This is a genomic window from Corynebacterium sp. L4757, assembly GCF_043673995.1.
GTDB lineage: Bacteria > Actinomycetota > Actinomycetes > Mycobacteriales > Mycobacteriaceae > Corynebacterium.
The window spans coordinates 14,584-33,355 of sequence record NZ_JBIMEN010000006.1 but is presented as its reverse complement, the minus strand read 5'-3'; the positions used below and the strand labels follow the sequence as shown (position 1 = coordinate 33,355).

The 18,772-nt window shown below is 56.5% G+C and carries 19 protein-coding genes; 11 read left to right on the top strand and 8 right to left on the bottom strand.

Features of this window, described 5'->3' with window-relative positions; genetic code table 11:
• Positions 1-33 precede the first annotated feature (33 nt).
• Both ACG98I_RS08480 and ACG98I_RS08475 read left to right on the top strand, forming a co-directional pair.
• Positions 34-444 (top strand): HAD family hydrolase, encoded by a 411-nt coding sequence (locus ACG98I_RS08480; protein WP_394720001.1) that lies wholly within the window; start codon positions 34-36, stop codon positions 442-444.
• Positions 445-951, top strand: coding sequence for a DUF6912 family protein (locus tag ACG98I_RS08475; RefSeq protein ID WP_394719999.1), 507 nt, complete (start codon positions 445-447; stop codon positions 949-951). It abuts the gene before it with no gap.
• Here the strand turns inward: ACG98I_RS08475 and rsgA are convergent.
• On the bottom strand, positions 948-1,937 hold the full coding sequence (gene rsgA / locus ACG98I_RS08470) for a ribosome small subunit-dependent GTPase A (RefSeq protein WP_394719998.1): 990 nt from the start codon (positions 1,935-1,937) through the stop codon (positions 948-950). The genes ACG98I_RS08475 and rsgA overlap by 4 nt on opposite strands.
• Positions 1,930-3,195, bottom strand: a complete 1,266-nt coding sequence (aroA, locus tag ACG98I_RS08465; protein WP_394719997.1) for a 3-phosphoshikimate 1-carboxyvinyltransferase — start codon at positions 3,193-3,195, stop codon at positions 1,930-1,932. Before aroA ends, rsgA begins: the two co-directional genes overlap by 8 nt.
• Before the next feature lie 18 nt (positions 3,196-3,213).
• On the opposite strand from aroA, the gene ACG98I_RS08460 reads away from it, so the two are divergent.
• Positions 3,214-3,864: an SOS response-associated peptidase gene (locus ACG98I_RS08460; protein WP_394719995.1), complete on the top strand. Its 651-nt coding sequence runs from the start codon at positions 3,214-3,216 to the stop codon at positions 3,862-3,864.
• Here the strand turns inward: ACG98I_RS08460 and ybaK are convergent.
• Positions 3,833-4,312 (bottom strand): Cys-tRNA(Pro) deacylase, encoded by a 480-nt coding sequence (gene ybaK, locus ACG98I_RS08455; protein ID WP_394719993.1) that lies wholly within the window; start codon positions 4,310-4,312, stop codon positions 3,833-3,835. The two genes, ACG98I_RS08460 and ybaK, sit on opposite strands and share 32 nt — an antisense overlap.
• 32 nt (positions 4,313-4,344) lie before the next feature.
• Here ybaK and ACG98I_RS08450 point away from each other — a divergent pair, with 32 nt between their 5' ends.
• Both ACG98I_RS08450 and ACG98I_RS08445 read left to right on the top strand, forming a co-directional pair.
• A complete protein-coding gene (locus tag ACG98I_RS08450) occupies positions 4,345-4,950 on the top strand; it encodes a sigma-70 family RNA polymerase sigma factor (RefSeq protein ID WP_394719991.1) in 606 nt (201 codons plus the stop codon).
• Positions 4,947-5,219, top strand: a complete 273-nt coding sequence (locus ACG98I_RS08445; RefSeq protein ID WP_394719989.1) for an anti-sigma factor — start codon at positions 4,947-4,949, stop codon at positions 5,217-5,219. Before ACG98I_RS08450 ends, ACG98I_RS08445 begins: the two co-directional genes overlap by 4 nt.
• Here ACG98I_RS08445 and ACG98I_RS08440 read toward each other — a convergent pair.
• The 3 genes from ACG98I_RS08440 to ACG98I_RS08430 form a co-directional block, all read right to left on the bottom strand.
• A complete protein-coding gene (locus ACG98I_RS08440; RefSeq protein ID WP_394719987.1) occupies positions 5,216-6,370 on the bottom strand; it encodes an HNH endonuclease in 1,155 nt (384 codons plus the stop codon). The genes ACG98I_RS08445 and ACG98I_RS08440 overlap by 4 nt on opposite strands.
• Positions 6,371-6,529: 159 nt before the next feature.
• Positions 6,530-6,604: a 50S ribosomal protein bL37 gene (locus ACG98I_RS08435; protein WP_095066802.1), complete on the bottom strand. Its 75-nt coding sequence runs from the start codon at positions 6,602-6,604 to the stop codon at positions 6,530-6,532.
• Positions 6,605-6,680: 76 nt separating this feature from the next.
• Positions 6,681-6,941, bottom strand: a complete 261-nt coding sequence (locus ACG98I_RS08430) for a WhiB family transcriptional regulator (RefSeq protein WP_394719985.1) — start codon at positions 6,939-6,941, stop codon at positions 6,681-6,683.
• Positions 6,942-7,403: 462 nt separating this feature from the next.
• Between ACG98I_RS08430 and ACG98I_RS08425 the strand changes: the two genes are divergently transcribed.
• Positions 7,404-7,847, top strand: a complete 444-nt coding sequence (locus ACG98I_RS08425) for a hypothetical protein (protein ID WP_394720263.1) — start codon at positions 7,404-7,406, stop codon at positions 7,845-7,847.
• On the opposite strand, the gene ACG98I_RS08420 is transcribed toward ACG98I_RS08425, so the two are convergent.
• Both ACG98I_RS08420 and ACG98I_RS08415 read right to left on the bottom strand, forming a co-directional pair.
• Entirely contained in the window at positions 7,837-9,075 is a 1,239-nt protein-coding gene (locus ACG98I_RS08420; RefSeq protein WP_394719983.1) for a hypothetical protein, read from the bottom strand. The genes ACG98I_RS08425 and ACG98I_RS08420 overlap by 11 nt on opposite strands.
• Positions 9,072-10,328 carry a DEAD/DEAH box helicase gene (locus ACG98I_RS08415; RefSeq protein ID WP_394719981.1) on the bottom strand — a complete coding sequence of 419 codons (1,257 nt, stop codon included), beginning with the start codon at positions 10,326-10,328 and terminating at the stop codon, positions 9,072-9,074. The genes ACG98I_RS08420 and ACG98I_RS08415 overlap by 4 nt, the downstream gene beginning before the upstream one ends.
• A 71-nt stretch (positions 10,329-10,399) precedes the next feature.
• Here ACG98I_RS08415 and ACG98I_RS08410 point away from each other — a divergent pair, with 71 nt between their 5' ends.
• From ACG98I_RS08410 to ACG98I_RS08390, 5 genes are read left to right on the top strand one after another with little or no spacing between them, the layout of a single operon-like run.
• Positions 10,400-10,624 carry a DUF3107 domain-containing protein gene (locus tag ACG98I_RS08410; RefSeq protein WP_394719979.1) on the top strand — a complete coding sequence of 75 codons (225 nt, stop codon included), beginning with the start codon at positions 10,400-10,402 and terminating at the stop codon, positions 10,622-10,624.
• Between the two features lie 21 nt (positions 10,625-10,645).
• The gene (locus ACG98I_RS08405) at positions 10,646-11,578 is read left to right on the top strand and encodes a DUF3152 domain-containing protein (RefSeq protein WP_394719978.1); all 933 of its coding nucleotides are present in this window, start codon (positions 10,646-10,648) and stop codon (positions 11,576-11,578) included.
• Positions 11,579-11,591: 13 nt separating this feature from the next.
• Entirely contained in the window at positions 11,592-12,365 is a 774-nt protein-coding gene (locus ACG98I_RS08400) for a hypothetical protein (RefSeq protein WP_394719976.1), read from the top strand.
• The gene (locus ACG98I_RS08395) at positions 12,362-15,502 is read left to right on the top strand and encodes a PD-(D/E)XK nuclease family protein (protein ID WP_394719974.1); all 3,141 of its coding nucleotides are present in this window, start codon (positions 12,362-12,364) and stop codon (positions 15,500-15,502) included. The genes ACG98I_RS08400 and ACG98I_RS08395 overlap by 4 nt, the downstream gene beginning before the upstream one ends.
• Positions 15,489-18,722 carry an ATP-dependent helicase gene (locus ACG98I_RS08390; RefSeq protein ID WP_394719972.1) on the top strand — a complete coding sequence of 1,078 codons (3,234 nt, stop codon included), beginning with the start codon at positions 15,489-15,491 and terminating at the stop codon, positions 18,720-18,722. The genes ACG98I_RS08395 and ACG98I_RS08390 overlap by 14 nt, the downstream gene beginning before the upstream one ends.
• Positions 18,723-18,772 lie beyond the last annotated feature (50 nt).

Here is an 18,772-nt window from a genome sequence, read left to right as displayed (position 1 = left end):
TAAATTCTTAAACTTTTTGGAGGAACCACACACATGCGAGGACTGATCGTTGATTATGTCGGCGTTCTAGACGGACCAGACGAAGATGTAAAGCGTTGGCAGACCCTGTTATCGGCGGCTAAGGCTAATGGCGTCGACTTGGCGATCTTGTCTAATGACCCAGGCGGCCCAGCTGCGGAACCAATCCGTGAATGGGAATACAAAGGCCTGGTAGATGCGGTAATTCTCTCTGGTGAGGTTGGTGCTGAAAAGCCGGACCGCGCAGCTTTCCAGGCAGCAGCGGACGCACTCGAGCTGCCATTGAGCGACTGCGTGATGATTGATGACAACATCCTCAACATCCGCGCGGCCGTAGAAAATGGCATGGTCGGCATGCTGTACACCGTATTTGACCGAACCAGTGTAGAAATCCAAGCGGTCTTTGATCTTGAAGGTGAGTTCTAAGTGCGCGTATACCTACCCGCAACTTTCAATATGTTGGTCGAGCTCAACCAGAATAGTGAGATTTTTGCACGCTCTGGTTGGGGTTTCGCATCAACTGCCGCGTTGAAAGAGTTCTACACCGAAGGCGATGAAGAAGAGATTGCCTACTCGGCCTTCTTGGAAGCCTCCATGGCGTCCCTGCGCCTGTTGGCCATTGGGGATGAGCCACACTTCCCGAAGCGTCGCGTGGTGATTTCTGCGGACATCGATGATTCGGTGATTACTCCGATGCCAGATATGGGTGACCCAGTGGTCAAGCTGGAGCCAGCCCGCGTCTCCCTCGATGATGTTGTGTGCATGCACGTAGACGTCGAAGAATCCGAGGAGGCTACCGCCAAGGCGATGGCGGCGATTGATACCGCCGACCTTGGTGATGAAGACGCAGAGCTTGCTGTCGGCGATGCCCTGGACAACTTCATGGCATATTACGACGTGAGCGAGCTGCCATTTCTGGTAGAACTGCTCTAATATTCGTCGTTGCTACGTAGCGCAACGAGCAAGGCACGGACAGCGTCCCGGCGACGGGCGGTGGACGTGCCTTCTTCGATCTTGTCTAAAGCACATTCTGGGTCCGCTGGGGGACCGGAGTGGGTGCAGCCACGAGGACAGTCTTCGACGATGGCATCAAGGTCGGAGAAGACATCGAGGACGGTATCAGCGTCGACGTGAGCAAGCCCGAATGAACGGATGCCCGGGGTATCAATGATCCAGCCTTCATCATCAGGTAATCGCAGCGCGACGGATTGCGTGGACGTGTGGCGGCCTTTCCCGACAGCGGATACTTCGCCGGTCTCGCGGAAGGCGTCCGGCACGAGCCGGTTGACGAGCGTTGATTTGCCGACACCCGAATGACCAATCAGTGCAGTGACATGGCCGGAAATCAGGTGTGAGACAGCATCTAGGGGGTCATCGACGCCGGCTTCGACGACGGTGACTTCTAGGTCTGAGAAAGTTTCTGCAAAAGGCGCAGCATCGGCGAGGTCGGTTTTGGTCAGGCACAAGATGGGGTGAACGTTACCGACGAAAGCAGCGATCAGTGCACGCTCGACGAAGCCTGCGCGTGGTGGAGGATCGGCGACAGCAGTCACGATCAGCATCTGGTCGGCATTAGCAACCACGATGCGCTCATACGGGTCCGTGTCATCAGCAGTGCGGCGCAGAACTGAGGTGCGTTCTTCCAGCTTCACAATCCGCGCGAGTGTGTCCTTTTTACCGGTGGTATCACCGACGACGCCGACGCGGTCACCTACTTCGACGGCGGTGCGGCCCATCTCGCGGGCACGCATGGCAACGACCACCGGGCCATCATCGAGGGCTACACCCCAGCGGCCACGGTCTTTGGTGATCACCATGCCGAATTTGGCGTCATCGTGGCGGGGGCGGTCCTTGGTACGTGGGCGAGAGCCCTTCCCAGGGCGGACGCGGACGTCTGATTCGTCGTATGTTCTAGCCATTGCGTTGAAGCATCTTCTCCCACATCTGAGCAAAACCCGGAAGGGTCTTAGCGGTGGTCTCGATGTCTTCTACTTCAACACCCTCAACGCGCAGCCCGATAATGGCACCGGCGGTGGCCATGCGGTGGTCAGCGTAGGAATGCCACAGTCCGCCGTGCAGCGGGGCAGGGATGATCTCCAGGCCGTCCTCGAGTTCAGTGACATTGCCACCGAGGCTGTTGATTTCGGTTGCGAGTGCAGCCAGACGGTCAGTCTCATGACCGCGCAGGTGCGCGATGCCGGTTAAGCGCGATGGTGAATCTGCCAATGCAGCCAAGGCAGCGACAGTCGGGGTGAGCTCACCGATATCGGACATATCAAGGTTGATTCCGGATAGGCGGCCTTCAGGATTGCCGACTGCGCGCAGGTATTCCGGGGTTTGCTCGGCGGTAGCGCCCATGTCCATGATGATCTGACGGAATGCATCACCCGGCTGGGTGGTAGTAGCTGGCCAGTCATTGATGGTCATTGTGCCGCCGGTGACCAGCGCTGCGGCAAGGAAAGGAGTGGCATTGGAAAGATCTGGCTCAATATTCCAGGTTCCGCCCTCAATGGTGCCAGGATGTACCTTCCACCAATTCTTGCCTTCCTCGACAGTAATTCCTGCCTGGCGCAGCATGGCAACAGTCATCTCAATGTGCGGCATCGACGGCAGCGTGCCACCTTCGTGGCGCACGGTGATGCCATTGTCATAGCGTGGAGCAGACAGCAGCAAGCCAGAGACAAACTGAGAAGAGCCAGAAGCGTCAATGGTGATTTCGCCGCCGGCAGGGACACCAGTGGAGGAGACCGTCATCGGCAAGCTATCGGCCGAAACTTCCACGCCGAGCTCACGCAAAGCCTGGGCCATCGTCGCCATCGGTCGCACGCGGGCTTGCTCATCACCATCAATCTCGACGGGGCCCGAAGCCAGGGCTGCTAGCGGAGGAAGGAAACGCATGACCGTACCAGCCAAGCCGCAGTCAATGGTGCCACCGGAAATCTCACCGGGGGTGATACGGACATCAGCACCGTCGACCTCAACGCCGATGCCCATCGTGCGCAGCGCCTTCGACATCAGTTCAGTATCACGGGAGGTCAAAGGGTTGCGAAGCAGTGACTGGGAGTCCGCAAGCGCGGCCAAGATGAAGGCGCGGTTTGTGATCGACTTGGATCCAGGAATCTGTTGGGTCCATTGAATGGGGCCTTGGGCCACGGGTGCAGTCCACGAATTTGTCATATCGTCCATAATAGGGGCATGTGCGGACGATTTGTATTATTCACCTCCGAGCTCCTCGACCACGTTGGCAACCTGCCCGGAGTGGAGGAAGTTCATGCCCCGGACGGGGTTCCAGGTCCTCGGTATAACATCGCGCCGACCACAATGGTGCCGGTTATCAGGGTGCAAGAGGCCTTAGCTCAGGTAGACCCTGGCCGGTGGGGGCTGGTGCCACATTGGAAGAAAGACCTGGAAGGCCCACCGCTATTTAACGCACGCGGGGAAACCGTGGCATCCAAGCCATCGTTTCGTGATGCATATAAAGGCAAGAATGGCTCCGGACGATGCCTGATTCCGATGAATGGCTACTACGAATGGCATGAAAAACAACCTCATTATGTCTCGCGCCCAGATGGAGAACTCATGTGGGTGGCGGGCCTGTGGGCGACAGGTCTGGACCGACTTTCAGCGACCATGGTGACCACAGAAGCACTAGAGCCCATGGACTGGCTGCATCATCGCTTGCCGCGATTCTTGCTCGAAGAAGAGATGCGGCCCTGGTTGGAAGGCTCCATGGATGAGGAGCTGTTGGGACCTTCGCCTAAGCAGCTGCGTGAGCTTTTTGAGGTGCGCCCGGCAGATAAGGCTGTGGGGAATATCAGGAATGATTACCCTGAGTTAATTGGGTAAAAGGGGCATCGGCAAGCATGGCAAGATCGTTAGGGGCGAGCTCGATATCTAGGCCACGACGACCGGCGGAGACGTAAATTGTTTCGTGATTAAGTGCTGAGGAATCAATGACCGTGGGAAGCTTTTTCTTTTGCCCCAACGGGCTCATGCCGCCGGGAACATAACCAGTGGAACGCTGCGCGCGAGCGGCCTCGGCCATCGCGGCCTTGGGCACACCCAGAGCTTTGGCGGCCAGCTTCAGACTGAGCTTTTCTGGCACGGGGATGATGCATACAGCAAGCGAGCCCGTGGAAAGTTCAATCACCAGCGTCTTAAATATGCGCGCCGGGTCCCCGCCAAGAGAATCCGCTGCTGCCGCGCCAAAGTCACTGGTGCCGGATTTAAACTCATGAATCTGGTGTGGGGTGCCAGCCTGAGCCACAACCTGTAGTGCCGGAGTCTTAGCCATGAGCTCAACCATATACGGCTAGAATAAGAAAAATGGCTGCCGAAACGACAAGGAGGACGCCTGTGGCTGGTTCTTTCGAGGAACAAGCGCTCCCACTACTGGATCAGCTCTATGGCGGTGCGCTGCGCATGACCAGGAATCCGCAAGACGCGGAAGACTTGGTGCAAGAAACGTACCTGAAAGCATTCAATGCTTTTGATTCCTATAAACAGGGCACGAACTTAAAAGCGTGGCTGTATAGGATCATGACCAATACCTATATCAATTCTTATAGGAAAGCTAAACGCCGGCCGACGGAATCCTCGGCAGATGAGTTGTCGGACTTCCAGCTCTACACCACGTCCGGGCATGACTCGACGGGTTTGGAATCGGCTGAGGTTGAAGCGCTCAAGGCGATGCCGAATTCGACGATCTCGGATGCGATGAATGACCTCCCGGAGGAATACCGCATGGTGGTCTACTACGCCGATGTCGTCGGTTTAGCGTATAAGGAAATCGCAGAAATTATGGACACTCCACTTGGAACGGTGATGAGCCGGCTTCATAGGGGAAGAAAATTACTGCGAAAGGCGTTGAAGGATGTAGCCCGTGAACAAGGAATTGGATTAGGACACCCGGATATGGAGGACAATTCATGACATCGGCAGATCACCAAAAGTGTAGCTCCGAGGAAATTGAGGCTCTGTGCTGCGAACTTCTGGACAATTGCACGTCTGAAACGCGCGCAGCAGAAATCCGCGCCATCATTTCGGAATGCCAATGTTGCTCTTCCCGCTTGGATTCGGAAGAGCTAGTGCGGCAGATGGTGAAAGGGTGTGACAAGTCCACGCATGCGCCAGAGACGCTGCGTGAGAAGATCAGTTACCAAATTCACATTTCGCAAACTGAAGTGCGCTGGCAGGGCTAAGCCTGGTTCGCCAGAATATCGGCAATGGTTCCGCGCCAACCGTGTCTAAAGACCGGGTTGGGGTTGTAGTGGAATACGCCATCGGGGGAGTATTTCCATGCCGGCCATCCATCTTCGTCGCGTTCAGCGCGGCCGTTTCGTGGTGGCGCGTTGGGATTGTCATCATTGAGCGAGTTATCTTCCGGGCACAGATTAGTTAAATCCTCCCAGTCACGCGGTCTGCGACTGTGTGCCCATGCTTCAATGTGGTGTGCGTGGCAGAAGATTGCCGGGGTATCGCACCGAGCACACATGAGGGTTTCGAGCATGACGCCGAGGCGGTGGGTGCCGGTGGAAAAGCGCGTATTGATGATGGGCGCGATAAATTCCAGCTTGGCTTTGCTGCCGGTTTGTGAAACACCGAGGACCCAGCCGGTGTTGCGCAGCGAGTAGTTGATGGCGTCCGCAATAGGGATGGAGGCGCCGGAGGCGGTGTTGATGATGCCGCGCTCTAAATCCACATTGGGGTCAACCGACATGACAACGGCAGGGGAGTATTCATGCTGTGGTGCGGTTGCTTGGGTGGAGTTTCCGCGCAGGATGGTGTTGACCATGAGATTAGCCATGGCAACATCGGCGGTGAGAGCCTCGTTTTCTTTAATAGCCGCGCGGATAGCAGGCTGGAACTTTTCCTGAATGCGGCGGGCATCTTCGGCACGAAGCTTGCCCAAGATGCTCACCATATTGTTGGCATCGGGTTTACGCGCGAAGTTGATGCGATTGATGCGCGCGGAACGTGTCGGGCGGATGGCTTTGGCGACGATATCGTCTAGGAGGGCCTCGGCGTGCGCCACAGATTGGTTGTGGCAGGCGCGCAGCATGTTTTCAAGAAACGCGCGGGCATCATTGAGCCGTGGGTTGACTTTATTGATCGCTGCGGAGATGAGGTTTAAGACTTCAAGGCTGTGGCTGAGTTCGCGGGCAAGTTTGCGGCAAGGCTTGATGCGGGCGAAGGTAATCTGGAAGCGTTTCGCCTGAGCTTGGCTGATGCCATCGTGGTGGGCGATGGTTGCGGCCGGCAAGGAGCCGTGGCGCGCATGGAATGCCTCAATCAGCTCCCAGCCGCGCGCTGTGGCGGCGAGGTAGCTTGCGTAGGCATCGTCTTGATTCATGACTCATACGCTATGGTGCTTGCGCAAGTGGCGGCAATAGAAGAGCGAAAAACCTGTGGATAACTATGTTGAGGCGTCACCCAAAACCGGGATTTGGGAAAAGTTATCCACAATGACGAAGCCTCCATCACGAAAGTGATGGAGGCTTCAGTGCATGTCTTATGAGTTAGGACGCTTGCCGCGGTTAGCGGACTTCTTACGGCGATCCTTACGCTTACGACCACGCTTGCTCATCGCATACTCCTTATTTTGAGGTTAAATGAACTTCTGTTTATTTTAGCGGCAAAGAACGCCGAGGCATAATTACTGACTAGGCAGAAACGCGGGTACGGCCGCGGCCACGGTTGCGACGACGCTTGAGAGCGCGACGCTCTTCTTCAGACAGGCCGCCCCAGACGCCAGCGTCCTGGCCGGATTCCAGTGCCCACTTCAGGCAAGCGGAAGAGACAGGGCAACGGTTGCAAACAAGCTTTGCCTTTGCGATCTGGGTCAGTGCTGGGCCAGAGTTTCCAACTGGGAAGAACAGTTCTGGGTCTTCATCTCGGCATACTGCTTCGTGGCGCCAATCCATGATTAATTCTCCTAACAAGTTTGTGTGAAAGACAGCGGGGTGATGCGTTGCACGGGGAGTCCAACACATACTGGGTGTTTACGGGGTGGTGCCAAGTTCGAGGCGAGTCAGTGGGAGCGGGTCTGCGCCTACTCGCGTCGCTGCCATTCGATTTACCTGGCGTTAACTTCAGGCTTTCCTGAAGTTAAGAACTGATTAATCAGTTCGTTGTTTTTGCTACCTGAAAATAATCGCATGTTTCCTTACAGTTGGCTAGGGGTAAAGGTCAAATTGTGACCAAGCTAACCAGAATTCCTGCTGGTGACGTAGGAATTTAAACGCCAAAAGACTATTTCTGACGCAGGAAACCGGACTTCACCTGCATTTTATGTGCCCGATATTTGAGTAGGGCATGCCTAACTTCGTCAAATCGCTGGGAGGGAGGGGCAGCAAGGTTAACGCCTGATGTAAATCCAAAGTATGATGTGGCGCGTGAGTGAAAAGAATTTGAAGTCGGGCCCTAAACCGCCAGCCACCGTGATCACTGCTGCAGCGATTGCGTCGCTGCAGTCTCTGATTGCTATTGGCTTCGGCATTTTTCTGATGATGCGCGATGTAGCCGGTGCGGAAAATGAGTCGATGGAAGCATCCACTGACATTGCGATGCACGTGGGTACGGGCACCGCAATCTTCATCTTTATTGTCTTTGGCTTCGTGCTGGCATCATCCTGGGCCATGATTAAGGGCCTGCGCTGGGGGCGCGGCGCGATTGTGCTGGTGCAGTTCATTTTGGCCGCCAGCTCATTCCAGATGATGAGTGGCGGCGCAATGCTGCTGGGCATCGCAACGTTGATTTCTACGTTGCTGGCTCTGTACCTGATCTTCTTCGCCCCAGCATCAAGCGAATGGTTCAAGCTTAATTATTAGCTAGCGCAACAAGCTCGCCTTCGCGGGCTTCGATGATGTTGCCATCGGCAAGCGCAAGATGCACATCCCCGTTATACCCCTCGCGGTTAACGGGGATTATTCTTTCCTGCCCACCGGTCGTCCAGTTGAAGACAGCAATGCCATCGCGGACGGGGATGAGCGCGCGGTCGCCGGCGGAAACACCGGTGCCGATGGCGGACTCGATGACGTGATCCACCCGCAGTGCTGTTGGGGTGAACAAGTAAAGGCGTTCGCCATCGAACCAAGTCATGTGGTGGGGCAGGTCCGCTGTCGCAGGGGCAAACGGTGAGGCGGAGTTATTGATGGCTGCCGATGGCGCGACATCGGTACGCGAGGTTTCATTGCCGGCGTTGTCATAAGACACAATCGCCGAGGTTTCTCCCGGGACGTAGACGGCGGCAGCAGATTGTCCGACCGCAACGAGGCGCACGCCATCGCCGGTGACGGGGACGTCCTGGCTAATTTCGGGCTGGCGGGAATCTTCAGGTGTGGTGTTTTGGAAGCGCAAGAAGTTGGTTCCGGGCTGCGTTGGGCAGGTCTCAGACACCACGAGCAACTCCGTGCGGGTGAGTGCAGAGTTGATGGTGCAGGCTTCATTGGGCTGAAAACCAGGCTCTTGCTTGGCTTCTACATCGCCATATTCGACGGTGCGCACCAAATCAGAGCGCCACAGCTCGACGCGGTCTGAGGAGACTGTGCCGACGCGGTCATTGGAGGAAATCGCATGCACGTTCTCAGAATTATTGGCGCTGCGAGTATCGGCATACGTGCCGGTGGCGGAATCGATAGATACGGCATCGCCGCAACCACGGCCATTGCGAAACGTTATGATGACCCGGTCCCAAGCGGTGGCCAAAGAACAAATCTCGACGTTATCGCGTGAATAAGTCCAGGCGGTACTGCCATCGGAATTGGTGGCTGTCACCGTGTGGTCATCATTGCTGATGACCAAGCCGCGGGAAACAACTGGCTTATACTGACCGGACACGCCCTGATTAGGCACACGGAATGCTTCGGTCAGGTTGTCAGGCGCCTGGTCCAGAATCTCTGCTTGATGCTCGGCGCCGGGGACAGCTTCTTGCTGCAATGACGCGTGCGAAAAATCGGAATTAAACCAGCTGAACCCAATGGCTACGGCGGCAATCGTCGTCAAAGCGCCGACCGCAAGCCAATCTTTCTTGGTGCGGCGCAAAATCGGTGCGCTCATCGGCGGCGGCCACCTCCGCCGGCGACCTTGCGTGCTGGGCCTACGGAATCCTGCGCATCTGCTGGGATGTTCAAAGCTTCAATGAATTCTGGAGAGGTGCTAAACCACTGTGGGGGTTCGGGCTGGCCCAGGCCAAGTTCGGAGTCAATGCCTTGCCATTTGCCGAGCTCATCGAAGCCCACCAGGGTGATAGCGGTGCCCGTATTGCCCGCGCGGCCGGTGCGGCCAATGCGGTGTACATAGGTCATGGCATCATCTGGAACCTGATAGTTGATGACATGCGTGACATCATCGACGTCAATGCCGCGGGCAGCGACGTCAGTGGCAACGAGGATGGGCACATTGCCATCACGGAAGCCCATCAACGCGCGTTCGCGCGCTTGTTGGTGCAGGTCGCCATGGACGGCACCGACAACATAGCCTAAATCGGCAAGCTCTTGCGCCACCTGCGCTGCGGTGCGCTTGGTGCGGGTAAAGACAACGGTGCGGCCGCGGCCAGGAATCTGCAAAATGCGGGAAAGCACCGGCAATTTATCCATTCGGTGTGCCTGGAATACCACCTGCTTGGTGGAAGAATGCGTGGGCTCGGCGGACTCCGCATCAGCGCGAATATGGAAGGGCCGCTGCATAAATGTCCGCGCTAAGCGGACGATGGCGCCTGGCATGGTGGCAGAAAAGAGCATGGTTTGATGCGGGGTGGAATCTAGTGCCTTCAAAATCTTTTCAATATCGGGCAAGAAGCCTAAGTCCAACATTTCATCGGCTTCATCCAGAACCAAGATGGAGACCTTATCGAGGACTAAATCTTTGCGCTGATAGAGATCAATCAGGCGCCCGGGAGTGCCCACGACGACGTCGACGCCGGAGCGCAAAATCTGCTTCTGCGCCTCAAAATCATGACCGCCCACGACGGTGGCAATCCGCACTGGGATCTGGGCTGCTGCGACCTTCAGATCACTGGCCACCTGCACCGCTAGTTCGCGGGTAGGGACAATCACCAGTCCGCGTGGGGTTCCGTCCAGCTCAGGGACATCAGCGGCATCGAAAACGCGGTCAAGCAAAGGCACGCCAAAACCATAGGTTTTGCCCATGCCGGTACGCGCCTGACCAATCAGATCAGTGCCGTTTAAAGCAATAGGTAAAGTCAGCTCTTGGATGGCAAAAGTATGGGTGATTCCACGGGCGCTGAGCGCGTCGCAGATCTCCGCTGCAACACCCATGGCCGCGAAGGTCGGCGAGGACGTGTTGTTCATAGGCACACCTCGATACTAACCGTCGGGGTTATAGTGGGGCTAGTAAGTGTAAAAGTAAAGGAGATTACTTCATGGATATTAAATTTGGATTTGCTGATACTGCACGTGAGCTTGTTATTCGCGTGACTGGTGAGCAGGATGAACAGCTCGGCCGCATCAATGAGGCATTAGCAAATAACTCCACCCTGGAATTGGAAGATGAAAAGGGTAAGAAGTACATCGTTCGTACCGAGCGTGTCGTGTACGTTGAGCTGGGTTCTTCTTCCCAGCGTCAGGTTGGTTTCGCGGGAGTATAAAATCCCGGTAATCTAAGGCACATGAATTCTTCTAGGCATAACTCTGACCAAGCGCCCGAGCGTCTAGAAGCCAACCCGATTGTGCGATTTGCTGAAGAATACGGGTGGTGGCGTGTCATCGCCATCCCCGTTTTGGCAGTTTTAACGGTGTGGGTGCTCGTGGATATTTTCATTCCGCGCAACACGGAAAGCCCAGAAACACCGCCAGCTAATACGCCCGCCTCTAGTGCTCCTGCGGAGGCTGAGCCGGACCCACTGGCAACCGGTCCTGACCCGGCTGAGGTCAGCGCAGCGGTTGCCGCGGTTACGGATTCTTTGCCGGCAGGTGGCAACTATTCTGAGGGCGGCGATGGCACATTCCGCCCGGTGGGTACACCTGGTCAGGATGTGGGTGAGGGCACGGAAACGACCATTCGCTATTCCATCGAGGTGGAAAATGGGGTCAATACCATTCCTTATGGTGGGGATAGCGCTTTTGCGCAGATGGTGGATGCCACGTTGTCTGATCCACGGGGCTGGACTGACGATGAACGCTTCAAGTTCATTCACGTGCCCAGTGACCAAAACCCAGATACCCGCATCCAACTGACCTCACTGTCCACCGCAGCTGAGCTGTGCGGTGCGGAGCTGGAGATGGAAACTTCCTGCCATACCCGCATCACGGGCGAGTCAACGGTGTTGCTTAATGAAGCACGCTGGGTGCGCGGTGCTGCTTCTTTTGAGGGGGATTTGGGCAGCTACCGCCAGTACTTGGTCAATCACGAATTTGGCCATGCCATTGGTTATGCCGACCACCAGGCATGTGGCGGGGATGGCCAGCTGGCTCCGGTGATGATGCAGCAGACGTTGTCACTGAATAACGCGCGTCTGAATTCCATTGACTCTGAAGAGGTTTATCCGGATGAGGATGTCACCTGTCAGGCCAATCCTTGGCCCTATCCGCAAGCTAATTAAGTAGGGAGATTTCATGCCGCAGATTGCTTCCCCGCAGCCCTCTGAGCAGGTGCTGAGTGCTTTTAATACGCGTATGTCCACGCCGGAAAAGATGGGTTCGGCGTGGGATTATGGTTGGCGGATTGGTGATGTAGTCTTTGCGCGTGCCACAGATTTTGCGGCATGGTCGGCAAAGCTGCGCTTGAAGCTGGATATTCCGGGCGCGCGTGTGGTGCGTCCTCTGCGCTCCACCGATGGCCGCTTTGTGGTTGGTGGGTGGAAAGCCAACCACGTGGTTACAGGTAGCTTGAGCAAGCGGGTGGATGAAACCGCGGCATTGGCTTTGCGCTGGGATGCAGAAATGCTCACCCGGGACGATTCTTTAGTGCAGCGTGACGATGTTTTCGCAGCCGCCGAAGACGCCGCCTGGGAAGAAACCGGTGAAGGTTATCAAGCGCTGCCAAAGCTGCCAGAAACCATCGGGCATGCGGATCTTTTGGCATCCACGATTTACTCCGGCAATAATCCGCCGGCCATCGTGGATGTTATCCCCACGGCGCGGCTGCGCCCGAAAGGCTATTCAGCGGCGCTGGTGATCGTGGACGGTTTGATTGCTGGCGCTGTTGATGATGGGATTTGTGACCGTTTCGCGCATGTGCCGGGTATTGACCAGCTGCTGCTGCGTGCGGTGGCTTATCGCCGCCAGGTGAATAACCTGCACCCGGAATCGAAGTCGTACACCCGTTCGCACATTGAAAGGGTGGAGGAACATCTTTTGTCCCGTGTGGGTGCGATAATGGATTCATGAGTCTTGAGGCAACCACCGATCCGCAGGTAAGGCTTGTTGAGCCCGATGATGACATCACGAAACGCACCTGGGATATTCCATTCCCCACCGACGGCAGTTATGTTATTCGCGGCCATGCGGGGTCAGGTCTGACCAGCTTTTTGGCAGATACGGTGTTAAACCACATCGAGAATGGTGCCAGCGCGGATTCGATTTTGGTGGTCGCTGCATCCAAAGAATCTGGTGCGTTGCTGCGTGAGGACCTCACCACGCGGTTGGCTGCGGGTAATGATGATTTTGTGGCTGAGGCGTCCATGGTGCGCTCGGTACACTCGCTGGCTTTTGCGCTCTTGCGGCAAGATTCTGAAGAAGATATCCGCCTGATTACCGGTGCGGAGCAAGACGCGGTAATTCGTGAGCTGCTTCAAGGACACGTGGATACCGGCGCGGGGGCGTGGCCGGCAGATATCCGTCCGGCCTTGGGCTATGTTGGTTTTGCGCGTCAGCTGCGAGATTTTTTGCTGCGCGCGATTGAACGCCAGCAAACCCCCGATAGCCTCATTGAACTGGGCAAGCAATATTCGCAGCCGATGTGGAGTGCGGCCGGTAAATTCTTGCGCGAATATGAGCGCGTCATGGCCCTTTCTGGCATCCATTCTTATTCAGCTGCTGAGCTGGTTACCCAGGTGCTGTTGCGTCCGCACCTGACGGATAATCATCCGTGGGAGACCATCGTGGTGGATGAAGCACAGCTGCTAGATCCCACCTCGGGTGAGCTGATTCGCCGGTTGGCGGCTACCGCGAAGTTGGTGGTCATCGGCGGTGACCCAGACCAGGCGGTCTTTGCCTTCCGTGGCGCGACCACGGACTTTTTAGAAACGTTTCCCGCAGAGCACCATATTGAATTACACGCTGGGCAGCGCGCGCCAGAACCGGCGTGTGTTTCGATCGTGGATTCTGAGCGCACGCAGCGTGATGTGTTGGCGGATTTCATTCGTCGCCGTCACTTGGATGATGGAGTGGCGTGGAAAGACATCGCGTGCATTGTGCGTTCGTCGGGGGATTTGGGCCCCGTGCGCCGCACCCTTTTGGCAGCCGGTGTGCCCGTACACATCAACCCAACTGATGTGGTGCTCTCTGAACAACGCCTGGTCTCCGCCATCTTATTGGCGGTCAAAGCACTGGATACGAATATTCAGCTCACGAACTCAGAAATCGAAGACCTCTTTACTGGTCCCATTGGTGGTGCGGACCCGGTGGGCCTGCGTCGACTGATTCGCGCGCTGCGACGCTGGCAGCCGGAGCTGCGCGGCATGGATATGCTGCGGGATATCATCACGCGTGGAGTGATTGAGCCAGACTTGGCGGCGGTGCTCAATGATTATGAGCTTTCTACGTTGCAGCACACCGTCGATATTCTTAACGCCGGGCGTGAGGTGCTCGGCGGCAGCCCCGAGGATGTCTTGTGGGCGATTTGGTCAAAGACCGGGCTTGCTAATCGTTTATTAAATTCCTCACTGCGCGGTGGCGCGACCGGTTCGCAGGCTGACCGTGACTTGGATGCAATGATGGCGCTTTTTGACGCCGCGGGTGACTACTCCGAGCGCCGCCCAGGGGCGAGCTTGGAGGCTTTTACGGAGCACATCGTTGAGCAGGAACTGCCCACCGGCGTGCGTGATCGCCGCACCGCGGTGCCGGATGCGGTGAGCATTTTGACCGCGCACGGAGCAGTCGGCCGTGAATTCGATACCGTCGCGGTCATCGGCGCACAGGAAGGCAGCTGGCCAGCATTAGGTGAAACCGGCACGATCTTCGCGCAAGAAGAACTCATTGACTTAATTGATGATGGGATTGACCCGAATACGCCGGTCAATAATATTTCTGAGCGCCTGGTGCAAGAACGCCGTCTTTTCCACGTTGCCACCACCCGGCATACGGCCCGCATGCTGATTGTTGCCATCGATAACCCGGACGGTGATGAAGTTGCTGAACCTTCACGTTTCATCGATGAATTCACCCCGCGCCGCAACCTCATTGACACCATTGCACGCGCTGCCCGCCAGGAAGCCTTCCGCGCTGGCCGCATGATTGAAGAAATGGGGCTCACCAAGCCCGATACGGAAGAACCTGCTGTGGAATTGGAGACGGAGCTCGATCCACTGCAAGTCTCTGTGCTGTCTATCTCCACGTTTATCGCCAAGATGCGAAAGTTTGTGGGGGACAAGGAGGCATCGGAAAGCGAAAAAGCTCAAGCCGCACGCCAACTAGCCAGGCTTGCCGATGCCGGCGTTCCCGGCGCCCATCCATCAACCTGGTGGGCCACACGCACGGTGGCTGAAGAACGCAGTTTGGCCGACAACCCCCGGCTGAGCCCATCACGCATTGAGGCCCTATTGACCTGCCCGCTCAATGCCATGTTGGCGAATGCGGCGGATAATGCCTCCGAGCAATACCACCTGATACGCGGCAACCTAGCGCACGCCTTTTTGGAAGCACTCGGCCGCGGGGTGGACAAAGACATCGCGTTGGAGGAAACCGTTGCGGCATTTGAACAGATCCAAACCTCCCCGCAGTGGAAACGCAAGCATGAACGCGAAGAATTTGAGCGGCTTTTGCAGCGCACCCATCAATGGGTGGAAGATACCCGCGGCGTCCTTGAGCTGGTGGATGTAGAAGTACGCGTGGACGTGGAGGCCGCGCCGGGCGTGCGCATCAGCGGCTATATGGACCGCTTGGAGCGCGCACTGACAGAAGACCAAGGTTTGCGCGTTATTGACCTGAAGACTGGTTCTTATAAACCCAGCGATGAAGAAACTTCTGAGCATCCGCAGCTTCTGGCCTACCAGCTCGTTCTTGCTCATGGTCTGCTTTCCACCGGTGACAATGGCACACGAGTGCTCAGCGGTAAAGGCGAAGAACGCGATGGTGCGACCTTGGTGTACCCGGGTACGAGCACAAACAAGATTGCCACCGCGGAACAAGCCCGCAAAGACGATGAACAATTAGCTGAATTCGCCGAAAAGCTGCCACCACTGCTGGATGAATTACGTGGACCGCGCGTAACAGCACAGCTGAGCAGCGAATGCGAACGCTGCCCCGTGATTTCTATCTGCCCTGTCCACACGGAAGGAAAGGTGACCACCGATGCCAACTCCTAACCTCACCCCTGAGTTCATCGCGCGGGCAGTGGGCAAGAAATTCCCACCCACCGATGAACAAGCAACCGTCATTCAAGGCGGCCTCGGGCCCAAGCTGGTTACCGCCGGTGCGGGAGCGGGCAAAACCGAAACCATGGCCTCGCGCGTGGTGTCTTTGGTGGCCAATGGCCTGGTGCGTCCCGAGCAAGTCTTGGGTCTAACCTTTACCCGCAAAGCTGCGCAACAGCTGGAACAACGCATCCGTTCTTCCCTTATCCAACTGCGTGATACCGGATTATTCGCGCCGGGCAGTGATGTGGCTAAAGCTTTAGAAACTATTGCACCGAAGGTGTCTACCTATGACTCTTTTGCCGGTGAATTGGTTCGTGAATATGGTCTCTACCTGCCCGTTGAACCCAGCGCGCGGCTGATTACGGATGCGGAACGTTTTGCCATCGCGCATGAGATTGTCAGCAACCATCAAGGTGATCTGACCACCACCAATTCGGTGGCAACTGTGGCTCAAACCGTGCTGAAACTCGCCGATAACATGGGCAATGTGCTCATGGATCCAGCAGATATCCGTGAGCACGCACGCACCATGCTCTCCGATGCTCAGGAACTGCCGAATTACCGGAAGAAAGACACGGGTTTTTCCAAAGAGCTGCAGAAGATTCTCGACGTTCAACAAGCGCGTGTGGAATACCTGGAACTGGTGGAAGCGGTCCAACGCGAGCAACATTCACGCGGTGTGGTGAGCTTCGGTGAGCAAATGTCTTTTGCTGCACGCGTGGCACATGCCAACCCAGGCATTGGTGCCATCTCTCGTAACCGTTACCGCGTGGTCATGCTGGATGAATACCAAGACACCTCGCACTCCCAGCGTGTGCTGCTGCGCAGTCTTTTCGGCGGCGCCCCGCATCCGGGTCTTTCGGTGACCGCCGTGGGTGACCCAATGCAGGCCATCTATGGATGGCGCGGTGCCACCACGGAGAACCTCAACGCGTTTATCCGGGATTTCCCTGCGGATGAGAACACCCCGGCCCCGCAAGATCAGCTGACTATTTCTTGGCGTAATCCTTCGCGCGTGTTGGATTTAGCAAACCTGGTGGCTGATGACCTTTTTGCCAACGTCAACCCGCGCCCAGTGGATAGTCTGCGCCCAGGTCCTGCCGCTGGTGAAGGCGACGTCCAGCTGGGCTATTTTGAAACCTCGGAGCAAGAATGTGACTTCGTGGCTCGCCGCATGCGGAAGGTCTACGATGACTCCATTGACAGCGGGCAGCCACTGAGTGCCGCCGTGCTGGTCCGTACCAACCGTGCATCGGCGGAAATTGGCCGCCACCTCGAGGCACATGGCGTGCCTTATGAAATCGTCGGCTTGGGTGGTCTTTTATGGGAGCCCGAAATCCAAGATTTAGTGGCCCTTGCCACCATGCTGGTGCGCCCACAAAACTCAGCGGCAGCACTGCGCATTCTTTCCGGTCCGCTGTGCGGTTTGGGCATGGCTGATATTTTGGCACTGCAAAAGCGCGTGGAAAATATGACCGGGCGCGCTGATGAGCGCGTGGTATTTGAACCAGGCACTGATCCCCTGGAGCATCTGCGTGCGCAATTACAGCAGCAGGTGGATAACGCCACCACCAAACGCCCCGAACAAGTTTTGGGTTTGGCTGATGCAGTGGCCGATATGGGTGAGCCAGAACGCTATACCCCACAGGGACGCGAGCGCATTGAGCACCTTGCATCAGGCTTGAGGCATCTGCGCAATTATTCGCTATCCAAGTCCCTGTCGGATCTCTTCTCTGATATCGAATCCAGGTTCAACCTGCGCACGGAAGTTTTAGCCCGCGGTGATGCCGGTGGAACCACGCACCTGGATAAATTTGCTGACATCGTGGCTGGCTACCAAGGCGACACCCTGACTGGTCTGCTGGATTACTTGGAGCTTGCGCGTGAGCATGAAGACGGCCTGGATCCGGGTGAGGTACCCGCTGCGACTGACCGCGTGCTGGTTCTTACCGTCCATAAATCCAAGGGCCTGGAGTGGGAGCATGTCTCAGTCCTGCATGCGGATTCCACTACTTATGGTGCCAAAGCCAATTCTTTCATTACCAAGGTGGAGCAAGTCCCCGGAGAAGATGACGTGATTGAACCGGAGCCGAAGCTGGATAAAAACGGTGATCCGAAGGAATTAACGCGCACGGACTATGCGAACGCTGCGAAGGCCGTGGATAAATACTATAAAGAAGGCAATGCCGAAGAAGCCGCGCGCTTGTTCTACGTTGCTATTACCCGCACCGAAAAGTCTCTGACCGTCACCGGTGGCGGCACCAACTCTTTTGCCGCAGGCCACGGTTCTAAGAAGGGGCCATACCGCTACTTAGGGATGCTCGCGGAGAGATTCCCAGACCTGGTGGTGGAGTGGTCCATCCCGGAAGAAGTCATCGAAGATGCAACCCCCACCGGCCCTGAGTCAGCGAGCTTCCCATTCTTGGAACCCACCGCAGAAGCCCTGCGCGGGGCAGCATTGGTGGAAGCAGCGCTGGAGAACCTGCCGGAGGCACGCTCTGGTGAAGAATTTGGCTTGTGGGAAAGCGATGCTACAGCGTTAATTGAAGAACATGATGCATTAACTACCCCGGTGATTGAAGTGGAAATGCCTAGTGAGCTCACTGCCTCTGATGTGGTGAACCTCGCCCGGGACAAGGACGAATTCGCCCGCCGCCGGCGCCGTCCGGTCCCTTTCAAACCGAATTCTTATGCCAAGCGCGGTACTGCATTCCACACTTGGCTCGAAGACCGCTTCGGCATGCCCACGCTGCTGGAAGAAGATGAACTTCCCGGTACCGGCGAAGAACCGATCGCGGATGTTGAAGCATTGAAAGATAAATTCCTGGAATCTGAATGGGCAGACCGTACCCCATTCGCCGTGGAAGCACCGTTTGAGTTCTCCGCTGGCCGCGCGGTGTTGAAGGGCCGTATGGATGCGGTCTTTAAAGAACCGGATGGCTCCTGGTTCATAGTGGACTGGAAAACTGGACGCCCTCCCCAGGGGCGCGATATGGAACATGCCGCCAGGCAGTTGGCCGTCTACCGCGAAGGCTGGCGTCGGCGCGTCGATGACGGCCAGCCAATTCGCGCAGCATTCCATTATGTTGCAGATAACTTCACCTTTGAGCCACGGAATCTTCCCACAGGTGCAGAACTTTCGCAGCTATTGAATGATGTGGTGGACTAAGAAGGTATATGCTTAGCAGTCTTATACGCGGACAGGAAGGCGTTGTAGAT

Coding starts and splice junctions, on each gene's coding strand:
- ACG98I_RS08480 (WP_394720001.1), top strand. CDS start 34: ATGCGAGGACTGATCGTTGATTATGTCGGCGTTCTAGACGGACCAGAC.
- ACG98I_RS08440 (WP_394719987.1), bottom strand. CDS start 6,370: ATGAATCAAGACGATGCCTACGCAAGCTACCTCGCCGCCACAGCGCGC.
- ACG98I_RS08420 (WP_394719983.1), bottom strand. CDS start 9,075: ATGAGCGCACCGATTTTGCGCCGCACCAAGAAAGATTGGCTTGCGGTC.
- aroA (WP_394719997.1), bottom strand. CDS start 3,195: ATGACAAATTCGTGGACTGCACCCGTGGCCCAAGGCCCCATTCAATGG.
- ACG98I_RS08450 (WP_394719991.1), top strand. CDS start 4,345: ATGGCTGCCGAAACGACAAGGAGGACGCCTGTGGCTGGTTCTTTCGAG.
- ACG98I_RS08400 (WP_394719976.1), top strand. CDS start 11,592: ATGCCGCAGATTGCTTCCCCGCAGCCCTCTGAGCAGGTGCTGAGTGCT.
- rsgA (WP_394719998.1), bottom strand. CDS start 1,937: ATGGCTAGAACATACGACGAATCAGACGTCCGCGTCCGCCCTGGGAAG.
- ACG98I_RS08405 (WP_394719978.1), top strand. CDS start 10,646: ATGAATTCTTCTAGGCATAACTCTGACCAAGCGCCCGAGCGTCTAGAA.
- ybaK (WP_394719993.1), bottom strand. CDS start 4,312: ATGGCTAAGACTCCGGCACTACAGGTTGTGGCTCAGGCTGGCACCCCA.
- ACG98I_RS08410 (WP_394719979.1), top strand. CDS start 10,400: ATGGATATTAAATTTGGATTTGCTGATACTGCACGTGAGCTTGTTATT.
- ACG98I_RS08425 (WP_394720263.1), top strand. CDS start 7,404: ATGTGGCGCGTGAGTGAAAAGAATTTGAAGTCGGGCCCTAAACCGCCA.
- ACG98I_RS08415 (WP_394719981.1), bottom strand. CDS start 10,328: ATGAACAACACGTCCTCGCCGACCTTCGCGGCCATGGGTGTTGCAGCG.
- ACG98I_RS08430 (WP_394719985.1), bottom strand. CDS start 6,941: ATGGATTGGCGCCACGAAGCAGTATGCCGAGATGAAGACCCAGAACTG.
- ACG98I_RS08395 (WP_394719974.1), top strand. CDS start 12,362: ATGAGTCTTGAGGCAACCACCGATCCGCAGGTAAGGCTTGTTGAGCCC.
- ACG98I_RS08460 (WP_394719995.1), top strand. CDS start 3,214: ATGTGCGGACGATTTGTATTATTCACCTCCGAGCTCCTCGACCACGTT.
- ACG98I_RS08390 (WP_394719972.1), top strand. CDS start 15,489: ATGCCAACTCCTAACCTCACCCCTGAGTTCATCGCGCGGGCAGTGGGC.
- ACG98I_RS08445 (WP_394719989.1), top strand. CDS start 4,947: ATGACATCGGCAGATCACCAAAAGTGTAGCTCCGAGGAAATTGAGGCT.